We start from the raw sequence: 24,747 nt of genomic DNA on the forward strand, positions 1-24,747 counted from the left end.
CGATATTATGGCTCGCAGGACCGTCCGGCGCTATGAAAAATAGTGCTTACAGCCATTAGGAGGTGTGGACCGATGATCCTGAGCCGCAGAAAGCTCCTGAGCGCATCCTTTGCGACTGCCGCCGCTGTCGTGTCGCCGTGTCTCGGCAGAGCGGCCGCCTATCCGGTCAAGCCAGTGCGGATCATCGTGCCGTTCGCTGCTGGCGGCCCCAATGATATCGCGGCGCGTCTCATCGCCCAGGGCCTCTCGGACAGACTCGGCCAGCAATTCTATATCGAGAACATCGGCGGCGCTGGCGGCAATGTCGGTACCGGTCAGGCTTCACGCGCTTCGGCGGACGGCTACACGATCCTAACGGTGGCACCCAGCTATGCGGCCAATCCGGCGCTGTTCGATAGCGTGCCTTATGATCCCGTGAAAAGCTTCGATGCCGTGACGCTGGCGGCCACCGCCCCCACCGTTCTAACGGTGCATCCCTCGGTTCCGGCGGCGACCGTTACCGAATTGATCAACGCCATCAAGGATACGCCAGGTAAATACAGCTACGCATCGCCTGGAACGGGCACGCCGCCTCACCTGTTGGGCGAGCTGTTCCGGCTCTCGTTGAAGCTCGACATGGTACACGTCCCGTTCTCCAGCGGAGGCCAGGCGATTCAATCGACCCTTGCAGGCCATACGCCGATTTCGTTCGGCGCGTTGCCTCCTGCAGTGCAGCACGTAAGAGAAGGCGCGCTGCGCGCCCTTGCCATCACGTCAACGACCCCAGCGGATGCGCTCCCCGGGGTGCCGATCATCGCGCAGGCCGGCTATCCTGATTTCGCGGCCGACATCTGGACGGCGGTGCTCGTCCCCGCCGGCACCCCGAAGGACATCGTCGCGCTGCTCCAGCGCGAGATCGCCAGGCTTGTTGTTCTGCCTGATATCAAAGACCGCATGGCCGCGCTCGGTTATCGCCCGGTCGGAGACACGCCGGATGAGTGTGCTGAACACATCAGGGTGGAGGCAACCCGTTGGGCAAAGGTGATCCAAGAAGCCGGCATCAAGGTGCGATGATCATGCGATCGCCTGTTGCCGACCATTACGCGCGCGGAGATCTGACCGCCGCCATTCGCGAGGGCCTTGCCCGCATCGGAAAGACCGAGGGCACGGTGACGGCAGAGGACCTCGCGCCGGTGGACGAGTTTCATATCGGCGGCCGTGCCGCAACCGCCGATTTGGCACAGCAGCTCGGCCTCACCCCGGATGATCGCGTACTCGATATCGGCTGCGGTCTTGGCGGACCCGCGCGCCATATCGCGGCCCGCTATGGGTGTCATGTGACCGGCATCGATCTCACGCGCGACTACATCGAAGCCGGCAACGTGCTCTCCGAATGGCTTCAGCTCCATGATTGCGTGTCATTGCAACAGGGTAATGCTCTGTCGTTGCCCTTCGCAAACGGGTCTTTCTCTGCCGCTTACATGCTGCATGTCGGGATGAACATCGCTGACAAGAGCGCGCTCTTCGCAGAGGTCGGGCGGGTCCTGCGCGCATGCGCACGCTTCGCCATCTACGACGTGATGCGAACGGGCAACGGTGCGTTGTCCTACCCGGTGCCGTGGGCAAGCACACCGGATGCGGATGCGGTCACGTCACCTAGTCAATACCGTGACGCGCTTTCCACTGCGGGGTTCGAACTCATGTCAGATCGTCAGCGACGCGACGTTGCGCTTGAATACTTTGCGCGGCAGCGGGCGCAGGTGGCCGCAGGGCCGGTAGCGCTCGGCGTACATACGCTGATGGGCGCGCGACGGCCTGAAATGGTCCGCAATATGAGCGAAGGCATCTCTGATGGCCGGATCACCCCTGTGGAGATCATTGCCCGAAAGCTGTGAGTTGTGCAATCGACCATCATCCGACGGTCAAACGTCCGCTTCGGGTGAAAGGCTGCCTTGGCCCGCTCACATCGTTCTGTTCGGGTCATCTTCGGATAGTGGACGTTGGGCATTTCGGGTGAAGGTCGGCCACGGGCGAACAGGCGACATTCGAAATCGCCCCCTGAGGCCATCTTACCGTCCACCCCTCAGGACGCGGAACGGGGCCGAAAGTTTGTCAGGCGGGACACGAATCGGCGTAAATTTTGTGTCGGTTCGTTGAGCCCGCTTGCAGTTAGGGCAAACGAAAAGGTGCGCGACTAGCGGTTCCGAAGTGTCTCGCAGTAGCTCCGAGCGAAACCACCTCATTGAGATGCGGCAATTCGGACAGTCCGGAACTTCGAGATGATCTAGTGCTTTCTTCAGCCGTTCCATGCCCCACCCCACTTTGGGGAAATACTAGCAAGGCGCCAAGGGCGGGCAAGGTATCAAAGGATACATACCGAGTTAGGACGAAGCAAAATTCACTTACTCTTTAACTTCGGGGTGGAGTTCGGCTTTGCGTAAGGACCAACTTTTCTGGGGGCAATGGGAGGATTTTGGACCGGGCGCACGGCGCCGTCTAAAGAAAAAGGCCCAAGCTTCAGGGCGGTGAAGCCGGGCCTTGGGCTGCCCTTGGGGAAAGACAGCCGCTACCCTTTGGGGAAGGGTGTCGGGAAAACTTGGCAATAGGCAAATCGTTCCACCCCCGCAGGCTCGGCCATTCCCTAGGATGAAGGCCCGCGCGATTGCTTTTTGAACCTCACCAGCGAGCACACCAAAGTGCTCAGCCAGCTTTGCAAAGGGGCAGTTCGATGGATTGGAGTCCGCTGTGGGTCAAAATCGGTCCTTCCATCGCTCGAATTGGACGCAAGTACGTCTCCAACCGTCCAGAAGCGGACGCCGGATTGGAAAGGGCTTTGGGCTCAAAATGACCAGCCTCACTAGCTGGGGAGGTCAACATGACCATTACCCCAAGCACAATCACCGCCGTCTCGAAGCACGTTCCCTGGAACAAGGGGAAGATGTCGGCGCAAAGCCGCCACTCCGTCCGAAGCACGTCTGGTCAATACGAACCAAGCTCCAGGTCGAAGGCCGAATGCGCGATCTCGCACTCTTCAACGTCGCCGTCGATAGCAAGCTGCGCGGCTGCGACGTCGTAGCCTTGAAAGTCGATGACATTGCGCCAGGCGGATATTCGGCCGACCGCGCGACCGTCCGTCAAAAGAAGACCGGCCGCCAGTCAAATTTGAATTGACTGAATCGACCCGGCAGGCGATCGACGATTACCTGCGGGTTACGGGCAAGAAGTCAGGAGAATACCTGTTCACTGGCCGAAGTCTAAGTGGACATATGACCACCAGCCAGTATGCCCGCCTCCTATCCCGCTGGCTCGCTGACGTTGGATTGGACCCACATCTGTTCGGCACGCATTCCCTTCGCCGGACCAAGGCGACCTTGATCTATCGACGAACCGGCAACCTGCGAGCTGTACAGCTCCTTCTGGGGCATACTAAGATCGAGAGCACCGTTCGATATCTAGGCATTGAGGTCGACGACGCCCTCGCGATAGCTGAACAAGTCGACGTCTGACTTTGGAGGCAGAGCAGACGCGCTCTGCGCTGCCCTTAAAGACGGCTCCGGGCCATAAGCAGCCGCGAGCACGCGCCACAAAAATGAAGGGGTCTGGCGAGGGATCATGGGGCTCGCCTCCGGCAGCGCTTACCCACTGCTCGGGATGTTGCCATCGACGGCAAGTCGCGACAGCTCGTCGGCATTGGCGGCGTAGGCGCTCACTGCGGCGGCAGCGCGACGGTCGAGCTCCTCGCGATCAAGTCCGGCGCGCCCGCCGACGCGCATGCCGATCGAAGCGCCGAGGTCGCGTCCGCGTCCGACGATCCAGTCACCGAACCGCTGCCGCTCGCTGCCGTAGCGGGCCAGCGCGGCCTCTAGGTCGCCCCCATGTCCGACGATGGCCGTGGCCAGGCAGGTCGCATCGAGCGCCGCCTTGGTGACACCGGCACCGACGTGCGGGCGCGCAACGAAGGCGGCATCGCCCAAGAGCGCCACCCGGCCGAACACCAGGCGCGGAGAGGCCAGATCGTAGATGGCCTGGAAGAACGGCTGGTCGCCACGGGTGACGACGTCGGCCATGGGCGAGGCCAACTCGGCTCGGGCCGATCGGCGAAAGTCAGCGACGACCTCGGGCCGGATCAGGGGCGGCGGGATCGAGGTGCCGTGGCATTTTCCACTAGTGTCGGTGCACAGCTCCGCCAGCTGGGCCTCGTCCGCGGGCCGGTACCAAACACAATTGTAGTCGCGGTGGCCGACGCGCAAGTCGCCGTCGCGCGCCGGCACAGCATAGCATAGCGCTAGCGACCCCCCCGGCACGCAGAACAGAAAGTCCCTCTCCAGGATGTCGCGGGCGGCGCGCGCCGCCTCGCTTTCTCGCATGAGGGCGCGCCAGGCGACGTAGCCGGCGTAGGCCGGTTGCAGCTCAGGCAGCAGGCGCGCGCGCACTGCGGAGCGCAAACCGTCCGCGGCGATCAGGAGGTCCCCGCGCGCCTCGCTGCCATCGGCGAAGTGGGCCGTTGCGCTACCCGCTTCGGAGCGCACGTCGATGCACTCCATACCGCGGTGATATCTGGGCCCGCGCAGATTATCGCGCAGCGTCCGATAAAGGGGTGCCCATGCGCTCATCTTACGTTGAAGGTGCACCTCGTGGATCAGCCGATCGGAGTTATCCCAGCAGACGTAGGTGCGGGTCGCCACGCTAAGGGCGTCGTCGAAGGCAAGCCGGAGCCGGCGCATGACCTCGTGTAGTGCCGGGTGTGTGCCTATGCCGGCGCCGCGGCCGGCGAGGTCCTCGTCAGCGCGCTCGAAGACATCGACTTGCCAGCCGATCCGGCCGAGCATATGCGCGGCGAACAACCCGCCGACCGAGCCTCCGATGATCAATGCCCTGCGCGTGGCCATCTCTGCGCCCGGCCTAGCTAGTGGTTCGAAATGCGCCAGAAACTCACACGCTTTTGCTCGAAATGCAAAGCCTCGCCAGCCGCTCAGGGCTTTTGGCCGCTTTGGGTCAAAATCGGCGGTCCGTACCGCCGCGATCAGTTTCCGCTCCACGCCTGACAGCCGACGGCCCAAGGAGTATTCGGCTGGGCCGCTACGGGCCAGAAGCAGCCATAACGGCTTGCGTAGCAGACCGCGATGGTTTCCGCGCATTGCACTAGCGAGGTTTGACGCGTGTTTCTGAGAGGTGCTTGTCCCAATGTGGGTGGATTTGGCCGTCCACTGTTGGCAGGCATTGGACCCATTCGGCTCGTATGCCTCGCGGGTCGATATCTCTGTTCGACACGACGTAGTCAATCTCGCCTCGCGTCGTGCCAATATCCATCAGCTCGCGGTCCGTCAGGCGGCATAATTCCGTTTGCAGCCTCCGGCGTTTGCGCCACTCCTGAAATGCCTTCCAATATGCTTCGAGCGGACTATAGACCGGCCGGTCGATAGTTGCTCTGTGCTGCAACTTGGTGATCTCTTGGACTGTGCTCATTGCCGTGTGTCCTGTTTACTTTTCACAGGACGAACATGATGTACGACGAGCCACCGCGCCTGACATCCGGCTTACATTTTCCTTACCAGCGGCTTATTCTTTGCGTTCGAGGGCGTTAAAGCCTGAAAATCGAAGGCCCTAAGGGATCGTCAGATGCGCTATTTCTTCGAGGAGTACGCATTCGATACTGACCGTCGCGAGCTACATCGCGGAACCATCCCTGTTTCCATCACGCCGCAGGTCTTCGATCTACTAGACTATTTGATCCGGCACAGGGAGCGCGTCGTCAGCAAGGACGATGTCATCAGCGCGGTTTGGAACGGACGCATAGTCTCAGATGCCGCGTTGACGACCCGCTTGAATGCCGCTCGCGCCGCAATCGGTGACGATGGTGACAAGCAGTGCCTAATCAAAACGTTGCCGCGCAAAGGCTTTCGCTTCGTTGGCGTAGTGCACGAAGGGCAGAGGCCCGAAACTGCGTCGGCACGTTCGGCGGCGCAGAACGACGGCACGGCACAAAGGTCGCTTTCACCGCCTCGCCTCTCCATCGTTGTGTTGCCCTTCGCCAACCTCAGCGGCGACCCAGAGCACGACTATTTCGTCGATGGTGTGACGGAAAGCCTCACTACGGACTTGTCGCGGATCAGCGGCTCATTGGTGATCGGGCGACACACCGCATTCACCTACAAGGGCAAAGCGGCTGACCTCAAGCAAATCGGTCGCGAGTTGAACATCCGGTATGTGCTAGAAGGCTCCGTACAGCGCCACGAAAGCCGACTTCGCGTCAACGTGCAGCTGGTAGACGCTGAAACCGGCACGCATTTATGGGCGGACCGCTTTGACAAACCCGTCACCGATCTGTTCGATATGCAGGACGAGATCATATCTAGGCTAGCTAACTCCTTAGATGCGCAGCTCGTCGCAGCCGAGGCCGTGAGAGCACAACGTTCGGCGCATCCCAATTCAATGGAGTTGTACTTCCAGGGCAGAGCTAAGCTCAATATGGGGTTGACTCCCGAATATATCTTGCAGGCGCGCCACTTTTTCGAGCGCGCCCTGACGCTTGATCCCGGCAATATCGAAGCGCGTCTGGGCTTAGCGCATGTTGATGGCATTGTTGGTGCCGGCTACATGACCGACAATCGGATAAAGTACCTGACCATAGCGGAAGTGGCCGTTATGCATGTCCTGACCCTCGCGCCGAACCACGCCTTGGCTCACTTACATTTGGGAACAGCAAAAATTTTCACGAACCGCGTGTCCGAGGGCATTGACGAACTACAACACGCTTTGGCGTTGGACCGAAATCTGGCCCATGCGCACGGGTTAATCGGTCAAGCCAAGATTTTCCTCGGTCGCGGCGGGGACACTGAGGCGCATGTCTTAGAGGCACTCCGCCTGTCTCCCCGCGACATTCATGCCTTCATGTGGATGCAGTATGTCGGTTTCGCTAAGTTGCAACTTAGTGCCGATAGGGAAGCCGTCTGTTGGCTCCGCAGGAGCATCGACGCCAACCGAAATTATCCGTTTGCGCATCTTGGGCTCGCCGCTGCCCTAGCACTGCTTGGAGCAGTCGATGACGCGCGGGCCGCTGCGCAAGCGGGGCTCGCGCTTCAACCTAATTTCAGCATCCGCCGCTTCCGCGCCAGCCCGTCGACCGATAATCCAGCTTACCTCGCCAAACGTGAGCGCATTTATGAGGGCATGCGATTGGCAGGAGTACCGGAGGGGTAATGTCGCAGATGGGTCAAAAGCCGCCGTCGGCGAGCAGCGCGATCTTGTCTGCTCGCCCTAGAAGGGGACGTGTCCACGACAGAACTGGGCGAGTTCCGGAATTCGTTCCGACGGCCGGTTCGCTTGGCGCAGGCAGTTAAGCGGAGTGCCCTTCGACGCCAAAATCTAAGTTATTGAAACTTCATAAGTTTCTGAGACGGGCGTGGTTTAGTCGATTGGAGAATGTTCGAACTCGGTTTCTCTCCCTCCGCCACCGGCTCGAATCAATCGCGCCGGCTTATTTGCCTTGCGCGCCAGCAAACGTCGCCAAGCGGCCGAGCAGGGCCGCCTCGGCCTCGGGGGCCAGACGGTAGCCTTCCGCCATCTTGACGATGTCGCCGCGGGCGACGCACGAGTCCCACCAGTCCCTCACAAAGCCCTCGGCGTACCCGCGCGTGTTGAAGCCGTAAGGTTCGGCGACGAGGTCGAAAGCGATCATCAGCTCGAAACATGGCGAGTCGTAGGAGGTGCCGGTCTCGGGACGGCCCACGAAAGCCTCGAAGGATCTGGCCGTACAAAGGCTCGAATAGAGCCAGAACATCAGCCCATACATCAGGTGCGAGCGCTCGTCGTCGTGCAGGGCAAAGAAGCCTTTCTCGTCCACGATCTGCCGGGCCAAGGTGCGCAACATTCGCTCGCCGTGCGGCAGACGGTCGCCGACGGCGGCCAAAGCTCGCACCACGATCGGCGATAACGTTCCCTGCTCGACGGTTGCGATCGCAGCAGCCCGATCCTCATCAGCGGTGTCGTACTCGGACTCCTCGACCAAGCCTCGAATGAAGGTCTCGAAGTCCGGCGCGATGACGGCGATGCTGTAGTCAGCCTCTTGGTCGACGTACACGACCTGCGGCTCGCCGCGCTTTCCGCAGGTCCGGTAGTCCAGCATAATCAGCTCGTGGCCTCCGGCCGGCGTGTCGGCGATGCCGATGCCAATCGGCGGGTAGCCCCATTCCTCGATCATGAACTTGGCGCCGAGCTCACCGCCGAGTGAATATTTGGACGTGCGGCCGATGGCGTAGAGGCCCTCGATTGCCACGTGGTCCTCCGCCCAGCCTGTACGCTCCTTCATCGGGTGGCAGTTGCGCTTGACCATACCGCCGTTGTGGCGGCGCGCGAGATCGACATAGGTGGCCGGCAGCCGATACCCGCCCATCTCCTCTTCAATGGAGGCGATCAGCTCGTCGCTTGGTGGAGGCTCGACATAGTTCTCCAGGGAATACGGACAGTCGTCCCAGAAGCCTTCGAAGTCGAAGCCGTCAAAGGGCCTTTTCGACGTCATCCGCGTTACCCCATCATATTACGGCAGACCCATCCAACCCAGATCCGAGGAACACCGTAGCTTTCTCGACAGACCTCGGCTCCGACGCCACCGCATTCGCTGGGACGGAATGTCGATGCCAGCCATCGTCTGCTGATGATCCATCGCGGACGCCGCACGAGTGTTCAGCACCGACCTGACGGGAAGCCGATACGTGTTGGATTACATTCCGGCGGCTGGTCCAACAAGCTGCCAAACCATCTGCTCGTCAACGAGCCATCCCTGTCGATCCAGGGAATCGGTGGCAATTGCGGCAGGTAGGATGCATACGGCATGACTTTCGCGAGCGTCACTCTGCCCGGAAACCGTGTGAGGAACACCTTGTTCATTCCTCCGTCCAGTCCGCTGTATATCGGGGCGGCCGGCAAATCATCTTCAAGCAATCGCGCGTATTCGAGCTCGTCGGCGCGCCTCTTCTCCAGGGCCCGCCGCGCGATGTCCGGATTGACGGCGAAGGGGGGACATTTTTCGGTAGGGTTGAACACTGGAGGCGACGGCGAATTCGGTGGACCTTGCGCATCGAAGACGTAGCGGCGGTCGCACACATCCACCTTCGGTTCGATTCGCGTCGTCTCGAAATGATCGTTGCCGACCTTGAGCATTTTCCAGAACGCGAGATTGGGACTGTTTCGATGCCGCGCCAGATTTGCCGGTGTCAGGCGGAACGGATAGGCCTGGACCTGGAACGACGGGCGGCCGCCGAGGAATGTGTCGCGCGCCAGCGCATAGATTTCGCCGATCTGTTCGTCGGTCATGGCATAGCAACCGCTCGACCAGCAGTCGCCGTGGATCATGAGGAAGCTGCCATTGCGCTTGTGCGCCTTGTCGAACGTGTTGGGGAAGCCGAGGTTGATCGAAAGATAGAAGTTGGAGTTGGGGTTCATCAACTCAGGTGTAATCGTATAGAATCCTTCCGGAGCTTGTCGGTCGCCCTCGTGCAATTTCGGCCCGAGATCGCCCGACCACCGGCAGATCGGATAGGACTTGAGGATCTGGAAACGGCCGGTCGTGTCCTGTTTCCAGACCTCGAGCTCGGCCTCCTCCTTGAAAAGACGCACGAGGATAGGTGAATACTTCGGCATCCTTTTCTGCTCGAGCAGCGAGAGCAGCTCATCAGGTAGTTCCCGCGTCGCCTTCGCCGGCAACGGCTTGCTGCTTTCGCCAAGACACATGACCGGAGTCAAGGCGGCGGCAAAAGCCGCCGCCAGCACAAGGACACGTCGGACCATGGCGCGGATCACTGCTGTGCCTCCAGCCCTTCCGGCCCGCGCCGCTAAGTCTCGAACCCGACGAACACCGTCGCTTCCTCGACGGACTTCCGCTCCGACACCACGGCATTCGCCGGAAAAGTTTCATCCGGCCAGCCCAGCGCGATGCTTTTCATGATGACCTGATCGTCGGCGATCCCTGCGTGCTCGCGCACCACGGGGGATTGCATGATGCCCTGGCTGTTGATCACGGCGCCGAGCCCGCGGGACCACGCGGCATTGACCAGGGCGGTCGCCACGGCGCCGCAGTCGAAGGGCGTATCGTCGCTACCGTCGAGCACGCGGTCATAGGTGATGATCACGCAGACGGGCGCGTCGAACTGACGGAAGCCGCGCAGGACCCAGTCCTGGCGCTTCTCCATGTTGTCGCGCTCGATTCCCATTGCGGAGAATAATTGCTTGGCGACGCCGACCTGCCTGTCGCGGTGCTTGCCTGCAAAGGCCTGGCCCGTGCGGAACTCGCGCGACTGCGGGATGCCCGCCAGCATCCGTTCGGTATTGCCGGCGCGGATCCGATCAAGTGGTTCGCCGGTGATGACATAGAAATTCCAGGGCTGGGTGTTCATCGACGACGGAGCGCGCATCGCCAATCCAATGATTTCCGCAATCAGTTCCTTGGGCACCGGATCCGGCTTGTAGCCGCGGATGCTCCGGCGACCGAGGATGACGTCATCGAACTGCATGTGTGTGGAATTCCCCTGGCGAGTTCTGAAACAGCCGGGATTTTCGCGATTTCTGCGCCCTCGCGCAAGCTCCGGCGGCGTGTCCTCAACGGTCCAGCCACACGGAACATGATCGCCAATCTGGATTGGCTGACGCTCGCTCCGCCATCGCGCCTCACCCCACCAGCTTCCACTTCCCATCCGCGGCCCGCTTCAATGCGGGGTCGCTCACGCGCACGTGCTCGGCGAGGAAATCGATGAACGCGCGCACGCGTGCCGGGAGTGGCGCGGTGTGGCCAACATAGACGGCGTGGATGTCTTCGCGGTCGCCGGGATTGTAGCTTTGCAGCACCGGGACGAGGCGGCCGGATTCGATATCGGGGCCGATGTGGAAGAGCGCGAGGCGCGCGAGACCGGCGCCGCCGAGGCAGAGGCGGCGGGCGGCTTCGCCGTCGCTGGCGCGTGCGACGGGCGGGGGCAGGGCCTCCTCGGCGTGGTCGCCACGCCTGAACGGCCAGCCGCGGATGCTGCGCGGAAAGGTCCAACCGATGCCGCGGTGGTCGGCGAGGTCGGCCGGAATCTTCGGCGTGCCGCAACGGGCGAGGTAATCCGGCGCGCCGACCACCACCATGCGGCTGGTGCCGAGCTTTCGCGCGACCAGACGCGAGGCGCGCAGCGGACCGACGCGGATGGCGACATCGGCGCGCTCCTGCATCAGGTCGATCACCGTATCGGTCAGCACGAGATCGAGCGTGACGTCGGGATGCTGCTTCAGAAAGCGCGGGATCAACGGCATCACATGCAGCATGCCGAAGGGAATGTTGCAATTGACCGTGAGGCGGCCGCGCGGCGCCGCGCCTGAGGCCGCCTCGCGCTCGGCCTCCTCCATCTCGGCGAGAATGCGCAACGAGCGCTCGTAGAAGGCCTGGCCTTCCGCCGTCAGCGTCAGCTTGCGCGTGGTGCGGTTGACGAGCCGCGCGCCGAGGCGCGCCTCCAGACGCGAGATCAGCTTGCTGACGCCCGATGGCGTCAGGCGCAGCTTTCGCGCGGCCTGGGTGAAGCCGCCGAGGTCCACGACGCGGACGAAGACCTCCATCTCGGCCGAGCGGTTGGTGTCGAAACGGGCCATGTTGAATTCACGTCACAAATGATTGGATTGCGGACATTCTAATGGTTTGGCGGCAGCGCCGCTATCTGCGTGGCTCGTCTCATCCCTTGGAGCAACGCATGCCTCCCGCCGTCCTCGCGCTCACCGCCGGTGCCTTCGGCATCGGCACCACCGAATTCATCATCATGGGCCTGCTGCTGCAGGTCGCCGCCGACATGCACGTCTCGGTGCCCGTCGCGGGCCTGCTCATCTCCGGCTACGCGCTCGGCGTGTTCGTCGGCGCGCCGGTGCTGACGCTGGCGACGCGGCGGATGCCGCGGAAAACCGTGCTGCTGGCGCTGATGGCCATCTTCACGCTCGGCAATGCGGCTTGCGCGCTCGCGCCCACTTACGAATGGCTGATGGCCGCGCGCGTGCTGACCTCGCTCGCACACGGCACGTTCTTCGGCGTGGGCTCGGTAGTGGCCACCAGCCTCGTCGCTGAGGACAAGCGTGCGTCTGCGATCTCCACCATGTTCATCGGCCTGACGGTCGCGACGCTGCTGGGCGTGCCCTTCGGCGCCTGGTTCGGCCTGATGCTCGGCTGGCGCGCAGCGTTCTGGGCGGTGACTGTCATCGGCCTGATCGCATTCGCGGTCGTCGCTGCGCTCGTGCCGGGCCATGTCGGCAACGACGACAAGCCGATCTCGCTTGCCGAGGAAGTGGCCGTGCTCGGCCGTCCGCAGGTGCTGCTCGGTCTTGCCATGACCGTGTTCGGCTTCGCCGGACTGTTCGTCGTCTTCACCTATATCCAGCCGATCCTGACGCGCTTCACCGGTTTTTCGGAGGCCGCCGTGTCGCCGATCCTGCTGGTGTTCGGCGTTGGGCTTGCGATCGGCAATGTCGCCGGCGGCAAGCTCGCCGATCGCGGCCTTGCGCGCGCCCTGATCGGCACACTGGCCGCGCTTGCCATCGTGCTGCTTGGCCTTGCGGCGCTGCTGTCGGTCAAGATCATCAGCGTCGTGCTGATCCTGCTGCTCGGCGTCGCCGCCTTCGCAACCGTCGCACCGCTTCAGCTCCGCGTATTGGAGGCTGCCGGTCCCAGCGGCCGGACGCTCGCCTCCAGCCTCAACATCGCCGCGTTCAATCTCGGCAACGCGCTCGGCGCCTGGGCCGGCGGCGTCACCATCGACCGCGGCCTCGGCCTCTCGGCGCTGCCGCTGGTCGCAGCCGGCGTCACCGCCATCGGCCTCGTTCTGGCGCTGTGGAGCCTCCAGCTTGATCGCACGGCGACCGCAGTCGCGGCGTGCCCGGCGGAATAGGAGAGCGATCATGGAATACCGCAACCTCGGCGCTTCCGGGCTCAAAGTGCCCGTCCTCAGTTTCGGCACCGGCACGTTCGGCGGCCAGGGTCCGTTGTTTTCCGCCTGGGGCCGCAGCGGCATCGAGGAGGCGCGCAGGCTGGTCGACATCTGCCTCGATGCCGGCGTCAATCTGTTCGACAGCGCCGATGTCTATTCGAACGGCGCCTCGGAGGAGATCCTCGGTGCTGCGATCAAGGGGCGCCGCGACAAGGTGCTGATCTCGACCAAGATGAGCCTGCCGATTGGCGACGGTCCGCTCGATGCCGGCTCGTCGCGGCAGCGGCTGCTGGCCTCGGTCGATGCGGCGCTACGACGGCTCGGCACCGACCACGTCGACCTGCTTCAGCTCCACGCCTTCGACGCGTTCACGCCGATCGAGGAGGTGCTGTCCACGCTCGATACGCTCGTGCGCGCCGGCAAGCTACGCTATATCGGCGTCTCGAATTTCGCCGGCTGGCAGCTGATGAAGTCGCTCGCCATCGCGGACCGGCATGGCTGGCCGCGCTATGTCGCGCACCAGGTCTATTACTCGCTGCTCGGGCGCGACTATGAATGGGAGCTGATGCCGCTCGCGCGCGATCAGGGCGTCGGCGCTCTGGTCTGGAGCCCGCTGGGCTGGGGCCGGCTCACCGGAAAGATCCGGCGCGGCCAGCCGCTGCCGCAAGGAAGCCGCCTGCATGCCACCGCACAGTTCGGTCCGCCCGTGGACGATGCGCGCCTCTATGCCGTCGTTGACGTGCTGGATGCGATTGCCGCTGAGGCCGGTCGTACCGTGCCGCAGGTCGCGATTGCCTGGCTGCTGTCGCGTCCCACGGTCTCCTCCGTGATCATCGGGGCACGCGACGAAGCGCAGCTGCGCGACAATCTCGGCGCCGTCGGCTGGTCGCTGAGCGCGGACCAGATCAAGCGGCTCGATGAGGTCAGCTTCGTGATGCCGCCTTATCCGTACTATCCCTATCGCGTCCAGGAGGGTTTCGCGCGGCTCAATCCACCGTTGGTGTAGGAGCTCTCTCAGAACGCTGCGAATTGCGACAGAGCGTCGCGACAATGCGCCATGCAGAAACGCGCCTGTACACGGTCGCGCGACCTCCATAACCTCCGCCGCGCAATTTTTTGGAGATGCGACGTGGCGAAGAAGACGGCGACCAAGAAGAAAAGTGCTTCAAGGCAGGTAAGCAGGACCGCGAGCAAGGCGAGCACCGCCCGAAAGCGCGCCATTGCGAAAACCGCGAAGACGACAGTCAAGAAGGCGGCACCGCGCAAGCCAGCCGCGGTCCGCCGACCCAAGGGGCCGATCTGGCAATGGTCCGCGGTCGAGACCGCGGCCGCGGTCCGCGCCGGCGCGATCTCCGCCGTGGAGACCGTCGAGGCCCATCTGGACCGGATGCGCGCCGTCAATCCCAGGCTGAATGCGGTCGTCGTCGATCTCGGCGAGGAGGCGCTGAAGGCGGCGCACGCGGCGGACAAGCAGCGCGCCAAGGGCGGCGATCTCGGTCTCCTGCACGGCGTACCCATCACCATCAAGGAAAATGTCGACTACCAGGGCCGGCCGAATTTCAACGGCGTGCCCGCCAACAAGGACCTCATCGCGCCATCGGATGCGCCCGTGGTGCGCAACCTGAAGAAATCAGGCGCGATCGTCATCGGGCTCACCAACACGCCCGAATTCTCCTTCCGCGGCTTCACCGACAATCCCCTGCACGGGCTGACGCTCAACCCCTGGGATCCCGATATCACCTGCGGCGGCTCCTCGGGCGGCGCGGGCTCGGCGGTCGCCGCGGGCATCGGCACCATCGCCCATGGCAACGACATCGGCGGCTCGCTGCGCTGGCCGGCGCATTGCAACGGCGTTGCCACCATCAAGCCGACGTAGGGCCGCATCCCCGCCTTCAACGGAAGCGCGACGTCGGAGCGGCCGATGCTGGCGCATCTGATGTCGGCGCAGGGGCCGCTCGCACGCCATGTCGCCGACGTCCGCCTCGCGCTGGAGGTCATGAGCCGGCGCGATCCGCGCGATCCCTGGTGGGTACCGGCGCCGTTGGTCGGCGAGCGGCCGAAGGGGCCGATCAAGGTCGCGCTGGCAAAGATCCCCGAGGACATGGACGTCGATCCGTCTGTCGCCGCGGCGCTGCGTCAGGCTGCCGATCATCTCGAGCGGTCCGGCTATCGCGTCAGCGAGGTCGAGGTGCCCGACATCAACGGGGTCTGGCAGACCTGGTGCGACATCATCACCAACGAGACCGTGATGATGCAGGAGGCCGCCATGCTGAAGGTCACGTCCGAGGATTTTCACAAGTCCTGGGGCGGCATGAAGGCCAAGGCCAACGTGCTCGATCTCAAGGCCTGGATGCAGGCCACCGCCGCGCGCAACGGTCACATCCGCGCCTGGCAATTGTTCTTCGAGGACTATCCGATCGTGCTGGCGCCGACCACGGTGAAGCCGACGCCGGGCCCGCGCGAGGACGCCGTCAGCGCAGAGCGCGTGCGCGAGATATTCTGGGGCGAGATCCGCTTCATCTCCGCCATCAACGTGCTGGGCCTGCCCGGCGCGGTGGTGCCGGTGGCGCTGCATGACGGCAAGCCGATCGGCGTGCAGCTGATTGCCGGACGCTATCGCGAGGATCTCGCCCTCGACGCCGCAGCTGCGATCGAGAAGCGCGTCGGCGCGCTCACCCATCGGCTGTGGGAGCAGATGGGCTGACGCTGCGAGCTATCGCAGCGCTGACGGCGGCCCCTCGTCCTCGTGGGCGAGGGTGGCGCCGTGCGTTCGTTAATCGGCTTTAACCCGGTTTCCAGCCATTTCGCGAGCAAGCATTAGGGTTACTTCCTCGATCTCTAGGCGAATTATTGTCCGCTTTACCACCCGCCTCTAACAGAGGGACGGCGGACAACGCACATGCCTCATTCTAGGCCAATAAGTGCGGCCCGCCCCACGCGGAGGTGGCACGATGCGCAACGAGACGATCGCTATTCACGCCGGCTACGAGCCTGAAGCCACCACGCACGCAGTGGCCGTTCCGATCTACCAGACCGCGGCCTACGCCTTCGACAGCGCCGATCATGGCGCAGCCCTGTTCAATCTCGAGGCCGAGGGCTTTCGCTACAGCCGCATCGCCAATCCGACCAGCGCGGTGCTCGAGAAGCGCATCGCGCAGCTCGAAGGCGGCGTCGGCGCGCTCGCGGTCGCGACCGGGCAGGCGGCGCTGCATTTCGCCTTCGTCAACGTCGCCGATCACGGCGGCAACATCGTCTCGGTGCCGCAGCTCTACGGCACCACGCACACGCTGCTCTCCCACATCCTGCCGCGCCAGGGCATCACCGGCCGTTTCGCCGAGAGCGACCAGCCCGAGGCGGTCGAGAAGCTGATCGACGAGAACACCCGCGCCGTGTTCGCCGAGACCATCGGTAATCCCGCTGGCAATGTCTGCGACATCGAGGCGCTGGCGAGAATTGCCCACGCGCATGGTGTGCCGCTAATCGTCGACAACACCGTCGCAACCCCGATCCTCTTCAAGCCGTTCGACTACGGCGCCGACATCGCCGTGCATTCCCTGACCAAGTTCTTGGGCGGTCACGGCACTACGCTCGGCGGCGCCATCGTCGATTCCGGAAACTTCCCCTGGGCCAAGCACGCCAACCGCTTCCCGGCCTACAACAAGCCCGACGCCTCCTATCACGGCCTGGTCTATGCCGAGCGCTTCGGCAAGACCGCCTATATCGAGCGCGCGCGCAGCGTCTATCAGCGCACCATGGGCTCGGTGCTGTCGCCGTTCAACGCCTTCCTGCTGCTCCAGGGCATCGAGACCGTGGCGCTGCGCATGGAGCGCCATGTCGAGAACGCCCGCAGGGTCGCCGAATTCCTCCGCGTCGATCCGCGCGTGGCCTGGGTCAACTACACCGGTTTTCCGGACAGCCCCTATTTTCCCCTGGTGCAGAAATACTTGAATGGCAACGCCTCCTCGCTGTTCACCTTCGGCATCGAGGGCGGCATGGAGGCCGGCAAGACGTTTTACGACGCGCTGAAGCTGATCACGCGCCTCGTCAATATCGGCGATGCCAAATCGCTCGCCTGCCACCCGGCGTCGACCACCCATCGCCAGATGTCGGCGGAGCAGCAGCGCGCCGCCGGCGTGCTGCCGGAGACCATCCGTCTGTCGATCGGCATCGAGCATGTCTCCGACATCATCGCGGATATCGACCAGGCGCTGGAAAAGGCCTGCCCGTCGGCGCGCCGCGAGGCTGCGGAGTAGGCGGCGCCGTCCATGACGATCTTGATCGACAAGGATCAGGTCATCGCGGGCCCGACGCTGGTGCCGGCCGCGCACGAGCTCGCGCGCGATGTCGGCCCCGAGCTCACCATCGGCCTCGTCAACAACATGCCGGATGCCGCGTTGAAGGCGACCGAGCGGCAGTTCATGAAGCTGCTTCAGGCCGCAGCAGGCTCGCGGCGTATCCGTTTCCACTGCTTCTCGCTTCCCAGCGTGAAGCGGTCGCCGGAAGCGAAGTGGCATGTCGAAAGCGAATATTCCAACCTTTCCGATCTCGAGCGCGGCAAATTCGACGGGCTGATCGTAACAGGCGCAGAGCCGATCGCGCCCGAGCTCGACCGGGAGCCGTACTGGCGCGACCTCACCAACCTGATCGACTGGGCCAAGGCCAACACGCGTTCGACGATCTGGTCCTGCCTTGCCGCCCATGCCGCGGTGCTGCACCTCGACGGCATTGAACGGCAGCGGCTGCCGGCCAAATGTCACGGCATTTTCGATTGCGACGTCGTGGCGGACGATTCACTGACGCGGTTTGCGCCTGCGCCGCTCAAGGTCTCGCATTCACGTCTGAACGAGATCGCCGAGAGCGACCTTGTGCAGGCCGGTTATCAGGTGCTGACCCGCTCGGAGGAGGCCGGCGTCGACGTCTTCGTTCGCCAATATGCCAGCCGCTTCGTGTTCTTCCAGGGCCACCCCGAATATGACGCGCTGTCGCTCCAGCGCGAATATCTGCGTGACATCGGTCGCTATCTCGCGCGCGAGCGGGAGAACTATCCGCACCTGCCGGTGAGTTATTTTGACGCAGCAACGGAAGAGAAGCTGGCTCGCTTCGAGAGGAAGGCGGCACACCAGCGCCATCCGGCGCTCAGCAACGAGCTGCCCGCGCTGAACCTGCGCGGCGATATCGGCGCTGGCGAGGCGGCGGCGGTGCTCTTCCGCAATTGGTTGCGCTATCTCGGCGCGGACGCCGACGCGCCGATGTCGGTGCGCTAGCCGAAGCGGTCTTGGTTCGGCGTTAGGATTACCCGGGCGTTAGGCTTGTCTCGACCAGCGCACGAATGTTTCAGTAGAGCAAGAAGGCATCACGGGAATCGCAGTCGTGTGGTCGGCACTCCAGGGACGCATGATCAATCGGCTGGCCCGGCATTTCCGCGCCGCGCCGCACCGGCTGCCTGCGCACGCGCCGATGGTGAGCTTCACGTTCGACGACGCCCCCGATAGCGCCGCAGGCGAGGGCGCCGACCTTCTGGAGCAACATGGCGGCCGCGGCACCTATTACCTCGCCGGCAGCCTGATCGGTCAGCCGTCGGAGCATTGGCATGGCCTGTCGGATGACGCCATCGTCCGGCTCCACCGCGCCGGGCACGAGATCGCCTGCCACACCTTCTCGCATCAGAGCTCGGCCACGCTCGACGAGGCCGCGATGGCGCGCGAGATCGAACGAAACCGCAGCCATCTCCACGGCATCGATGCCTCGATCACGCTGCAGAATTTCGCCTATCCCTATGGCATCGCCTCGGTGTGGCGCAAGCCGCAGCTGGCAAAAGCCTTCCGTTCCGCGCGCGGCATTCTTCCCGGCGTCAATAGCGGCATCATCGACCTCCAATTTCTGCGCGCCTCGCCTTTGGTCGATTGCGAGATCGACAAGGCGGGGGTCGATCGCTATTTCGACGAGGCGGTCGCGAGCGGCGGCTGGCTGATCTTCTACGGCCACGACGTCACCGACAGGCCGAGCCCCTATGGCTGCACGCCGCATCTGATGCGTCACGCGCTCGAAGCCGCCGCCAAGCGCAACATGCCGATCGTGACCGTCGCAGAAGCGCTGCGACGGATCGGGGCGTAGCTTTCTCACCTCTCCCCGCTTGCGGGGAGAGGTCGGATCGCTCTTGCGATCCGGGTGAGGGGGTACAGGCCCATCGGCATTCTCATGCGCGGAGAGAGGCCCCTCACCCCGTAAGAACGGGGAGAGGGAGAACAAGCAGCGTTGCCCCGCAAACAGTCTTGCCACAGCCACACCAGCGTGCGACTGGCCTTGTGACGAATCTCACGGCCTGATCTGCTCCGCCCATGTCTGCTCCGTCCAACGCCCCGCTGCCTGCGCCGACCAACGGCCGCGACGCGCTGTCGGTGCTGCATTCGGTGTTCGGCCTGCCGGGATTTCGCGGCGCGCAGGGCGAGATCATCCGCCACGTCACCGACGGCGGTAATTGCCTGGTGTTGATGCCGACCGGCGGCGGCAAATCGCTGTGCTATCAGCTTCCATCCCTGCTGCGCGAAGGCTGCGGCATCGTGGTCTCGCCGTTGATCGCCTTGATGCGCGACCAGGTCGCAGGCCTGATCGAGGCCGGCGTCAATGCCGCCGCGCTGAACTCGTCGCTGACGCCGCAGGAGGCGTCCGACATCGAACGCCGCCTGCTCGCCGGCGATCTCGACCTGCTCTATGTCGCACCGGAACGGCTGGTCACGCCGCGCTGCCTGTCGCTGCTGGCGCAGGCGAAGGTGGCGTTGTTTGCGATCGACGAGGCGCATTGCGTCTCGCAATGGGGCCACGACTTCCGGCCTGAATATGTCGGCCTTTCCGTCATCGCCGAGCGCTTTCCCGACGTGCCGCGCATCGCGCTGACCGCGACCGCCGATGAGCTGACGCGCAAGGAGATCGTCGAGCGGCTTCAGCTGACGGGCGCGCCGCAGTTCGTCTCCAGCTTCGATCGGCCCAACATCCGCTACGAGATCGTCGACAAGCGCAACGCGGTGTCGCAGCTGAAGGAATTCATCCGCGAGCGCCACATGGGCGATGCGGGCGTGGTCTATTGCCTGTCGCGCAACCGCGTCGAGGAGGTCGCCGCCGCGCTTGCCGAGGCCGGCATTGCAGCGCTGCCCTACCACGCCGGGCTCGACGGCAGCGTTCGCTCGCGCAACCAGGACCGCTTCCTCAACGAGGACGGCATCGTCATCGTCGCGACCATCGCCTTCGGCATGGGCATCGACAAACCCGACGTGCGCTTCGTGGCCCATCTCGACCTGCCCAAGAGCATCGAGGCCTATTACCAGGAGACCGGGCGCGCCGGCCGTGACGGCAAGCCGTCGGCGGCATGGATGGCCTATGGCCTCTCCGACATCGTGCAGCAGCGCCGCATGATCGACGAGTCGGCGGGATCGGAGGATTTCAAGCGGGTCTCGATCGGCAAGCTCGACGCGCTGGTCGGCCTCGCCGAGACGCCGCATTGCCGGCGCCGGCGCCTGCTCGCTTATTTCGGCGAGATCGTGATGGGCGAGAGCTGCGGCAATTGCGACAATTGCCTGACGCCGCCGAAGATGCGCGACGGCAAGGTGCTGGCGCAGAAGCTGTTGTCCTGCGTCTATCGCACCGGGCAACGCTTTGGCGCCATGCATTTGATCGACGTGCTGATCGGACGCCTGACCGAGAAGGTCACGCAGTTCGGTCACGACAAGCTGTCGGTGTTCGGCGTTGGCCGCGAGCTCAACGAGAAGCAGTGGCGCACGGTGCTGCGGCAATTGGTGGCAATGGGCCATTTGCAGAGCGACAGCGAAGCCTACGGCGCGCTGAAGCTGACGGAGTCCTCGCGCGGGGTGCTGCGCGGCGAGACCGAGGTCTGGCTGCGCGAGGAGGCGCCCGGCACGCGTGTTCGTGCCAGCCGCACGAAGTCGCGACGCGGCGACCTCGCGCCCGCGGCCAGCGCGCCGCAAGGCGACGTCGACCCTGAATTGCGCGCGCGCCTGCGCGCCTGGCGCTCAGAGGTCGCGCGCGAACGCGGCGTGCCGGCCTATGTGGTGCTGCACGATGCAACGATCGACGGCATCGTCCGGGCCTGGCCGACGACGCTGGACGAGCTTCGCAACGTGCCGGGGATCGGCGACAAGAAGCTCGAGCATTACGGCGACGAGCTGCTGCAGATCGTGAGGACGAGGTAGGGCGCGCCACGAAAACTCCGCCGTCATCCCGGGGCGCGACGAAGTGGCGAGCCCGGAATCCATAACCACAAGCGGATGTGGCTACGGCAAGCTAGTCACCACGAGTCTTCGCCAAACATCTTCCTGGGGCTATGGGTCCCGGGGCTCGCGACTTCGTCGCGCCCCGGGACGACAGAGGAGCTAGCCGTTCCGGAACGCGTAGCCGTAGCCGTTTAGCGCCGGCGCGCCGCCGAGATGGGCGTAGAGGATCTTCGCGCCCTTCTCGAAATAGCCCTTCTTCGTGAGATCGATCAGGCCCTGCATCGACTTGCCCTCGTAGACGGGGTCGGTGATCATGGCTTCGAGGCGCGCGGTGAGGCGGATGGCCTCCTTGGTCTCTTCCGACGGCACGCCATAGGCGGGATAGGCGTAATCCTCGATCAGCACGACGTCGTCCGCGACGATCTCCTTGCCGAGCTCGACCAGCTTGGCCGTGTTCTGCGCGATCGAGAGCACCTGTGCTTTCGTCTGCGCCGGCGTGAACGAGCCGTCGATGCCGATCACCTTTCGCGCACGGCCGTCCGCCGCAAACCCGACCAGCATGCCGGCGTGGGTGGAGCCGGTGACGGTGCAGACGATGATGTAGTCGAACTTGAAGCCGAGTTCGGCTTCCTGCTTGCGCACCTCCTCGGCGAAGCCGACATAGCCGAGGCCGCCATATTTGTGCACGGAGGCGCCGGCGGGAATGGCGTAGGGCTTGCCGCCTGCGGCCTTTACTTCCTCGATCGCCTGCTCCCAGCTCTTGCGGATGCCGATGTCGAAGCCATCGTCGACCAGGCGCACGTCGGCGCCCATGATGCGCGAGAGCATGATGTTGCCGACGCGGTCATAGACCGCGTCCTCGTGCGGCACCCAGGCTTCCTGCACCAGGCGGCACTTCATGCCGAGCTTGGCCGCGACGGCCGCGATCATGCGGGTGTGGTTGGATTGCACGCCGCCGATCGAGACCAGCGTATCGGCATTGGAGGCGATCGCATCGGGAATGATGTATTCGAGCTTGCGCAGCTTGTTGCCGCCATAGGCGAGACCGGAATTGCAGTCCTCGCGCTTGGCATAGATCTCGACATTGCCGCCGAGATGTTTTGACAGCCGCTCCAGCTTCTCGATGGGCGTCGGGCCGAAGGTCAACGGATAGCGCGGAAATTTGTCCAGCTTCATGGATCATCCCGATTGGCGTTGGTGTTGCCAGCTGCCTAGCATCGCGTCGGGAAAATGTGCTCTCGAATATTGCACCTATATTGCGTAGTTTCTTGCAGGATTGGTGCATACTGCTAATATTCCTTCCGGAACATCACGTATCTATGAAAGCTTCTTTCATGGCTGCCCGGCTCGATCGCACCGACCTTAAGATCTTGAGATTGCTTCAGAATAATGGTCGGCTCAGCAACGCCGAGCTGGCCGAAACGGTGGCGATCAGCCCCGCCACCTGCCATCGTCGCACCCAGCGCCTGTTCGAGGACGGCTTCATCGCCACTGTCCGCGCCATGGTCGCGCCGAAGAAAGTGGCAAAAGGCACGCTGGTGATGGTCGGGGTCGTGCTCGACCGCTCGACGCCGGAGAGCTTTGCCACCTTCGAGCAGGCCGTCGCAAAACTGAAATTCGTGCTCGACTGCCACCTCGTCGCTGGCGACTTCGACTACTTCCTCAAGATCCGCGTCGGCGACATGGAGGATTTCAACCGCATCCACGGCGAGCAGCTGATTGCGCTCCCCGGCGTGCGCCAGACCCGCACCTTCTTCGTGATGAAGGAAGTCGTCGACAATGCGCCGCTGGAATTTTGAGCTGGCGTGCCGCTATTGGACGGTGATCGAATAGGTATCGACGTCGCGGCTGCCCCTGCCGGTGATCATCTCGATGGTGAAACTATCCGGGCCGTGGTAGCCCGGATTCGATCGGTAATTGACCTCAAAGGCCTTGATCGGCCGTCCGGTGCACGGCGTGCCGCCGCCGCGGGCGAAGCGGTTGATCTCGATGCGCGAGTCCACGGTGCGCGTCGTCAGCTTGCCGTGCTGCGGCTTGGTCAGCAGCCTCACCACGCCGCCATTGCCCTCGCAGTTCGGTCCCCACGAGCGGTAGTGATGCATTCTGACCATCGCTCCGGAGGGGACCGTTCGATCGAACTGCATCGCACATGCTGGTCCGACTGTTGCGCAGAGTAGGCCCAGCGTCGCGATCCAGGCTTCAAATTTCATTCCGTGAGCCCCCCAGCATCACGGCAATGTCAGCATATCGCAGTCGTTCTGCCAAGCCACCTCGGCCGTCCCGGAAGCTTCACTTGCCTAGCGCACCACACGCGAGCCTCGCCGCTGGAGTTTCGAGCAGGAGCGTTATTCAGCGCACTTGATGCGCGATCCGTGTCATGAGAGATTCATGCGATGCAGACATTCCCCTTCCGCCAGCACAATCCGGCCGGGCCGGCCTATCGGCGCGGCTGGGTCGACGAGGCCGTGGCCGCGATCGAGGCCGACCAGTGCCGCACCGCCGACACGCATCTGATCCGGCTGATCGTGCCGGCGCTATCGGGCATCGACATCTATCTGAAGGATGAGTCCACGCATCCGACCGGCAGCCTGAAGCATCGCCTCGCGCGCTCGCTGTTTCTGTACGCGCTCTGCAACGGCCACATCCGCGAAGGCACGCCCGTGGTCGAGGCCTCGTCGGGATCGACGGCGGTGTCGGAGGCCTATTTCGCAGAGATGATCGGCGTGCCCTTCTATGCCGTGATGCCGCGCACGACGTCGGCGGAGAAGATCGCCGCGATCGAGCATTATGGCGGCAATTGCCATTTGATCGACGATGGCCGCGCGCTCTATGCGGAAGCCGCCGCGCTCGCCGCCCGGCTCGACGGCCATTACATGGACCAGTTCACCTTCGCCGAGCGCGCCACCGACTGGCGCGGCAACAACAACATCGCCGAATCGATCTTCACGCAGTTGCAGGGCGAGCCGCGCCCGCTGCCGGACTGGATCGTGATGGGCGCCGGCACCGGCGGCACCTCGGCCACCATCGGACGTTATCTACGCTATCGGCAATATCCGACGCGGCTGTGCGTCGCCGATGTCGAGCATTCCGCCTTCTTCGACTGCTTCCGCACGCAGGACCGCTCGCGTGTCTGCGACCGCCCGTCGCTGATCGAAGGCGTCGGTCGTCCCCGCTGCGAGCCGTCCTTCGTGCCCGGCGTGGTCGACCGCATGATGAAGATCCCGGATGCGGCGACGATCGCGGCGATGAACGTGCTGTCGCGCCGGCTGCGTCGTCCGGTCGGCGGCTCCACCGGCACCAACTTCCTGGCGCTGTGCCGGCTCGCCTCGGAGATGCGCCAGGCGAACGTCACGGGATCACTGGTGACGCTGATCTGCGATTCCGGCGAGCGCTATCGTCAGACCTATTACGAGCCCGCTTGGCTCGCCGCACGCGGTCTCGATCCGGCGCCGTTCGAAGCGGCGCTGTCGTCGTTCCTCACCACAGGTGAGCCACTGGCGCTGGACGTCGACGATGTCGTCAATCCGCAAAGCGTGCCAGGCCCCACGGCGTGATAGCCGAGATCTCCCTGGGATTTGCGAAAGGGCAAGGTCGTCACGGCAACTTCA

At 63.8% G+C, this 24,747-nt stretch carries 19 protein-coding genes and 2 pseudogenes; 13 read left to right on the forward strand and 8 right to left on the reverse strand.

Features of this window, described 5'->3' with window-relative positions:
• Positions 1-72 precede the first annotated feature (72 nt).
• The 3 genes and pseudogenes from ACNJYD_RS03025 to ACNJYD_RS03035 all read left to right on the forward strand — a co-directional run bounded on the left by ACNJYD_RS03025 (position 73) and on the right by ACNJYD_RS03035 (position 3,485).
• On the forward strand, positions 73-1,053 hold the full coding sequence (locus tag ACNJYD_RS03025; protein ID WP_439365317.1) for a Bug family tripartite tricarboxylate transporter substrate binding protein: 981 nt from the start codon (positions 73-75) through the stop codon (positions 1,051-1,053).
• On the forward strand, positions 1,011-1,874 hold the full coding sequence (locus ACNJYD_RS03030; protein WP_439365318.1) for a class I SAM-dependent methyltransferase: 864 nt from the start codon (positions 1,011-1,013) through the stop codon (positions 1,872-1,874). Before ACNJYD_RS03025 ends, ACNJYD_RS03030 begins: the two co-directional genes overlap by 43 nt.
• Positions 1,875-2,854: 980 nt before the next feature.
• Positions 2,855-3,485: pseudogene (locus ACNJYD_RS03035) on the forward strand (tyrosine-type recombinase/integrase).
• 129 nt (positions 3,486-3,614) lie between these two features.
• On the opposite strand, the gene ACNJYD_RS03040 reads toward ACNJYD_RS03035, so the two are convergent.
• Both ACNJYD_RS03040 and ACNJYD_RS03045 read right to left on the reverse strand, forming a co-directional pair.
• On the reverse strand, positions 3,615-5,018 hold the full coding sequence (locus ACNJYD_RS03040; protein ID WP_439365319.1) for an FAD binding domain-containing protein: 1,404 nt from the start codon (positions 5,016-5,018) through the stop codon (positions 3,615-3,617).
• 103 nt (positions 5,019-5,121) lie between these two features.
• A complete protein-coding gene (locus ACNJYD_RS03045) occupies positions 5,122-5,445 on the reverse strand; it encodes a DUF1127 domain-containing protein (RefSeq protein WP_439365320.1) in 324 nt (107 codons plus the stop codon).
• A 153-nt stretch (positions 5,446-5,598) separates the two neighbouring features.
• On the opposite strand from ACNJYD_RS03045, the gene ACNJYD_RS03050 reads away from it, so the two are divergent.
• Complete coding sequence (locus ACNJYD_RS03050) at positions 5,599-7,179, forward strand: winged helix-turn-helix domain-containing tetratricopeptide repeat protein (RefSeq protein WP_439365321.1); 1,581 nt, start codon at positions 5,599-5,601, stop codon at positions 7,177-7,179.
• A 277-nt stretch (positions 7,180-7,456) separates the two neighbouring features.
• On the opposite strand, the gene ACNJYD_RS03055 is transcribed toward ACNJYD_RS03050, so the two are convergent.
• From ACNJYD_RS03055 to ACNJYD_RS03070, 4 genes are all read right to left on the reverse strand, one after another.
• Positions 7,457-8,497 (reverse strand): SMI1/KNR4 family protein, encoded by a 1,041-nt coding sequence (locus ACNJYD_RS03055; protein ID WP_439365322.1) that lies wholly within the window; start codon positions 8,495-8,497, stop codon positions 7,457-7,459.
• Between the two features lie 164 nt (positions 8,498-8,661).
• Positions 8,662-9,777, reverse strand: a complete 1,116-nt coding sequence (locus tag ACNJYD_RS03060; RefSeq protein ID WP_439365323.1) for a L,D-transpeptidase family protein — start codon at positions 9,775-9,777, stop codon at positions 8,662-8,664.
• Between the two features lie 32 nt (positions 9,778-9,809).
• Positions 9,810-10,487, reverse strand: a complete 678-nt coding sequence (locus ACNJYD_RS03065; RefSeq protein ID WP_025032723.1) for a nitroreductase — start codon at positions 10,485-10,487, stop codon at positions 9,810-9,812.
• A 154-nt stretch (positions 10,488-10,641) separates the two neighbouring features.
• Positions 10,642-11,595, reverse strand: coding sequence for a LysR family transcriptional regulator (locus ACNJYD_RS03070; protein WP_172788287.1), 954 nt, complete (start codon positions 11,593-11,595; stop codon positions 10,642-10,644).
• Positions 11,596-11,693: 98 nt separating this feature from the next.
• On the opposite strand from ACNJYD_RS03070, the gene ACNJYD_RS03075 reads away from it, so the two are divergent.
• From ACNJYD_RS03075 to recQ, 7 genes and pseudogenes are all read left to right on the forward strand, one after another.
• Complete coding sequence (locus ACNJYD_RS03075; RefSeq protein WP_439365324.1) at positions 11,694-12,875, forward strand: MFS transporter; 1,182 nt, start codon at positions 11,694-11,696, stop codon at positions 12,873-12,875.
• 10 nt (positions 12,876-12,885) lie between these two features.
• Positions 12,886-13,920: an aldo/keto reductase gene (locus tag ACNJYD_RS03080; protein WP_439365325.1), complete on the forward strand. Its 1,035-nt coding sequence runs from the start codon at positions 12,886-12,888 to the stop codon at positions 13,918-13,920.
• Positions 13,921-14,043: 123 nt separating this feature from the next.
• A pseudogene (locus ACNJYD_RS03085) lies at positions 14,044-15,618 on the forward strand (amidase family protein).
• A gap of 247 nt (positions 15,619-15,865) precedes the next feature.
• Positions 15,866-17,167 carry an O-acetylhomoserine aminocarboxypropyltransferase/cysteine synthase family protein gene (locus ACNJYD_RS03090; RefSeq protein ID WP_439365326.1) on the forward strand — a complete coding sequence of 434 codons (1,302 nt, stop codon included), beginning with the start codon at positions 15,866-15,868 and terminating at the stop codon, positions 17,165-17,167.
• A 12-nt stretch (positions 17,168-17,179) separates the two neighbouring features.
• On the forward strand, positions 17,180-18,178 hold the full coding sequence (gene metA / locus ACNJYD_RS03095; RefSeq protein ID WP_439365327.1) for a homoserine O-succinyltransferase MetA: 999 nt from the start codon (positions 17,180-17,182) through the stop codon (positions 18,176-18,178).
• A 106-nt stretch (positions 18,179-18,284) separates the two neighbouring features.
• Positions 18,285-19,028: a polysaccharide deacetylase family protein gene (locus ACNJYD_RS03100; RefSeq protein WP_439365328.1), complete on the forward strand. Its 744-nt coding sequence runs from the start codon at positions 18,285-18,287 to the stop codon at positions 19,026-19,028.
• Positions 19,029-19,252: 224 nt separating this feature from the next.
• Positions 19,253-21,118, forward strand: a complete 1,866-nt coding sequence (recQ, locus tag ACNJYD_RS03105) for a DNA helicase RecQ (protein ID WP_439365329.1) — start codon at positions 19,253-19,255, stop codon at positions 21,116-21,118.
• Between the two features lie 180 nt (positions 21,119-21,298).
• Here the strand turns inward: recQ and ACNJYD_RS03110 are convergent, their stop codons facing one another.
• Complete coding sequence (locus ACNJYD_RS03110; protein ID WP_172788295.1) at positions 21,299-22,315, reverse strand: 1-aminocyclopropane-1-carboxylate deaminase; 1,017 nt, start codon at positions 22,313-22,315, stop codon at positions 21,299-21,301.
• 158 nt (positions 22,316-22,473) lie between these two features.
• On the opposite strand from ACNJYD_RS03110, the gene ACNJYD_RS03115 reads away from it, so the two are divergent.
• Positions 22,474-22,938, forward strand: a complete 465-nt coding sequence (locus ACNJYD_RS03115) for an Lrp/AsnC family transcriptional regulator (protein ID WP_036014765.1) — start codon at positions 22,474-22,476, stop codon at positions 22,936-22,938.
• Positions 22,939-22,950: 12 nt separating this feature from the next.
• Here ACNJYD_RS03115 and ACNJYD_RS03120 read toward each other — a convergent pair whose 3' ends face one another.
• On the reverse strand, positions 22,951-23,241 hold the full coding sequence (locus tag ACNJYD_RS03120; RefSeq protein ID WP_260381704.1) for a hypothetical protein: 291 nt from the start codon (positions 23,239-23,241) through the stop codon (positions 22,951-22,953).
• Positions 23,242-23,532: 291 nt separating this feature from the next.
• Here ACNJYD_RS03120 and ACNJYD_RS03125 point away from each other — a divergent pair, with 291 nt between their 5' ends.
• Positions 23,533-24,693, forward strand: coding sequence for a PLP-dependent cysteine synthase family protein (locus tag ACNJYD_RS03125; protein WP_172788297.1), 1,161 nt, complete (start codon positions 23,533-23,535; stop codon positions 24,691-24,693).
• Positions 24,694-24,747: the final 54 nt, after the last annotated feature.

Source organism: Bradyrhizobium sp. SPXBL-02 (genome assembly GCF_051853065.1).
GTDB lineage: Bacteria > Pseudomonadota > Alphaproteobacteria > Rhizobiales > Xanthobacteraceae > Bradyrhizobium.

What these genes read in the sequence shown, in the direction of transcription:
- ACNJYD_RS03025 (WP_439365317.1), top strand. Translation starts at nt 73, where the DNA reads ATGATCCTGAGCCGCAGAAAGCTCCTGAGCGCATCCTTTGCGACTGCC.
- ACNJYD_RS03045 (WP_439365320.1), bottom strand. Translation starts at nt 5,445, where the DNA reads ATGAGCACAGTCCAAGAGATCACCAAGTTGCAGCACAGAGCAACTATC.
- ACNJYD_RS03050 (WP_439365321.1), top strand. Translation starts at nt 5,599, where the DNA reads ATGCGCTATTTCTTCGAGGAGTACGCATTCGATACTGACCGTCGCGAG.
- ACNJYD_RS03055 (WP_439365322.1), bottom strand. Translation starts at nt 8,497, where the DNA reads ATGACGTCGAAAAGGCCCTTTGACGGCTTCGACTTCGAAGGCTTCTGG.
- ACNJYD_RS03065 (WP_025032723.1), bottom strand. Translation starts at nt 10,487, where the DNA reads ATGCAGTTCGATGACGTCATCCTCGGTCGCCGGAGCATCCGCGGCTAC.
- ACNJYD_RS03070 (WP_172788287.1), bottom strand. Translation starts at nt 11,595, where the DNA reads ATGGCCCGTTTCGACACCAACCGCTCGGCCGAGATGGAGGTCTTCGTC.
- ACNJYD_RS03075 (WP_439365324.1), top strand. Translation starts at nt 11,694, where the DNA reads ATGCCTCCCGCCGTCCTCGCGCTCACCGCCGGTGCCTTCGGCATCGGC.
- ACNJYD_RS03080 (WP_439365325.1), top strand. Translation starts at nt 12,886, where the DNA reads ATGGAATACCGCAACCTCGGCGCTTCCGGGCTCAAAGTGCCCGTCCTC.
- ACNJYD_RS03090 (WP_439365326.1), top strand. Translation starts at nt 15,866, where the DNA reads ATGCGCAACGAGACGATCGCTATTCACGCCGGCTACGAGCCTGAAGCC.
- metA (WP_439365327.1), top strand. Translation starts at nt 17,180, where the DNA reads ATGACGATCTTGATCGACAAGGATCAGGTCATCGCGGGCCCGACGCTG.
- recQ (WP_439365329.1), top strand. Translation starts at nt 19,253, where the DNA reads ATGTCTGCTCCGTCCAACGCCCCGCTGCCTGCGCCGACCAACGGCCGC.
- ACNJYD_RS03110 (WP_172788295.1), bottom strand. Translation starts at nt 22,315, where the DNA reads ATGAAGCTGGACAAATTTCCGCGCTATCCGTTGACCTTCGGCCCGACG.
- ACNJYD_RS03115 (WP_036014765.1), top strand. Translation starts at nt 22,474, where the DNA reads ATGGCTGCCCGGCTCGATCGCACCGACCTTAAGATCTTGAGATTGCTT.
- ACNJYD_RS03120 (WP_260381704.1), bottom strand. Translation starts at nt 23,241, where the DNA reads ATGCATCACTACCGCTCGTGGGGACCGAACTGCGAGGGCAATGGCGGC.
- ACNJYD_RS03125 (WP_172788297.1), top strand. Translation starts at nt 23,533, where the DNA reads ATGCAGACATTCCCCTTCCGCCAGCACAATCCGGCCGGGCCGGCCTAT.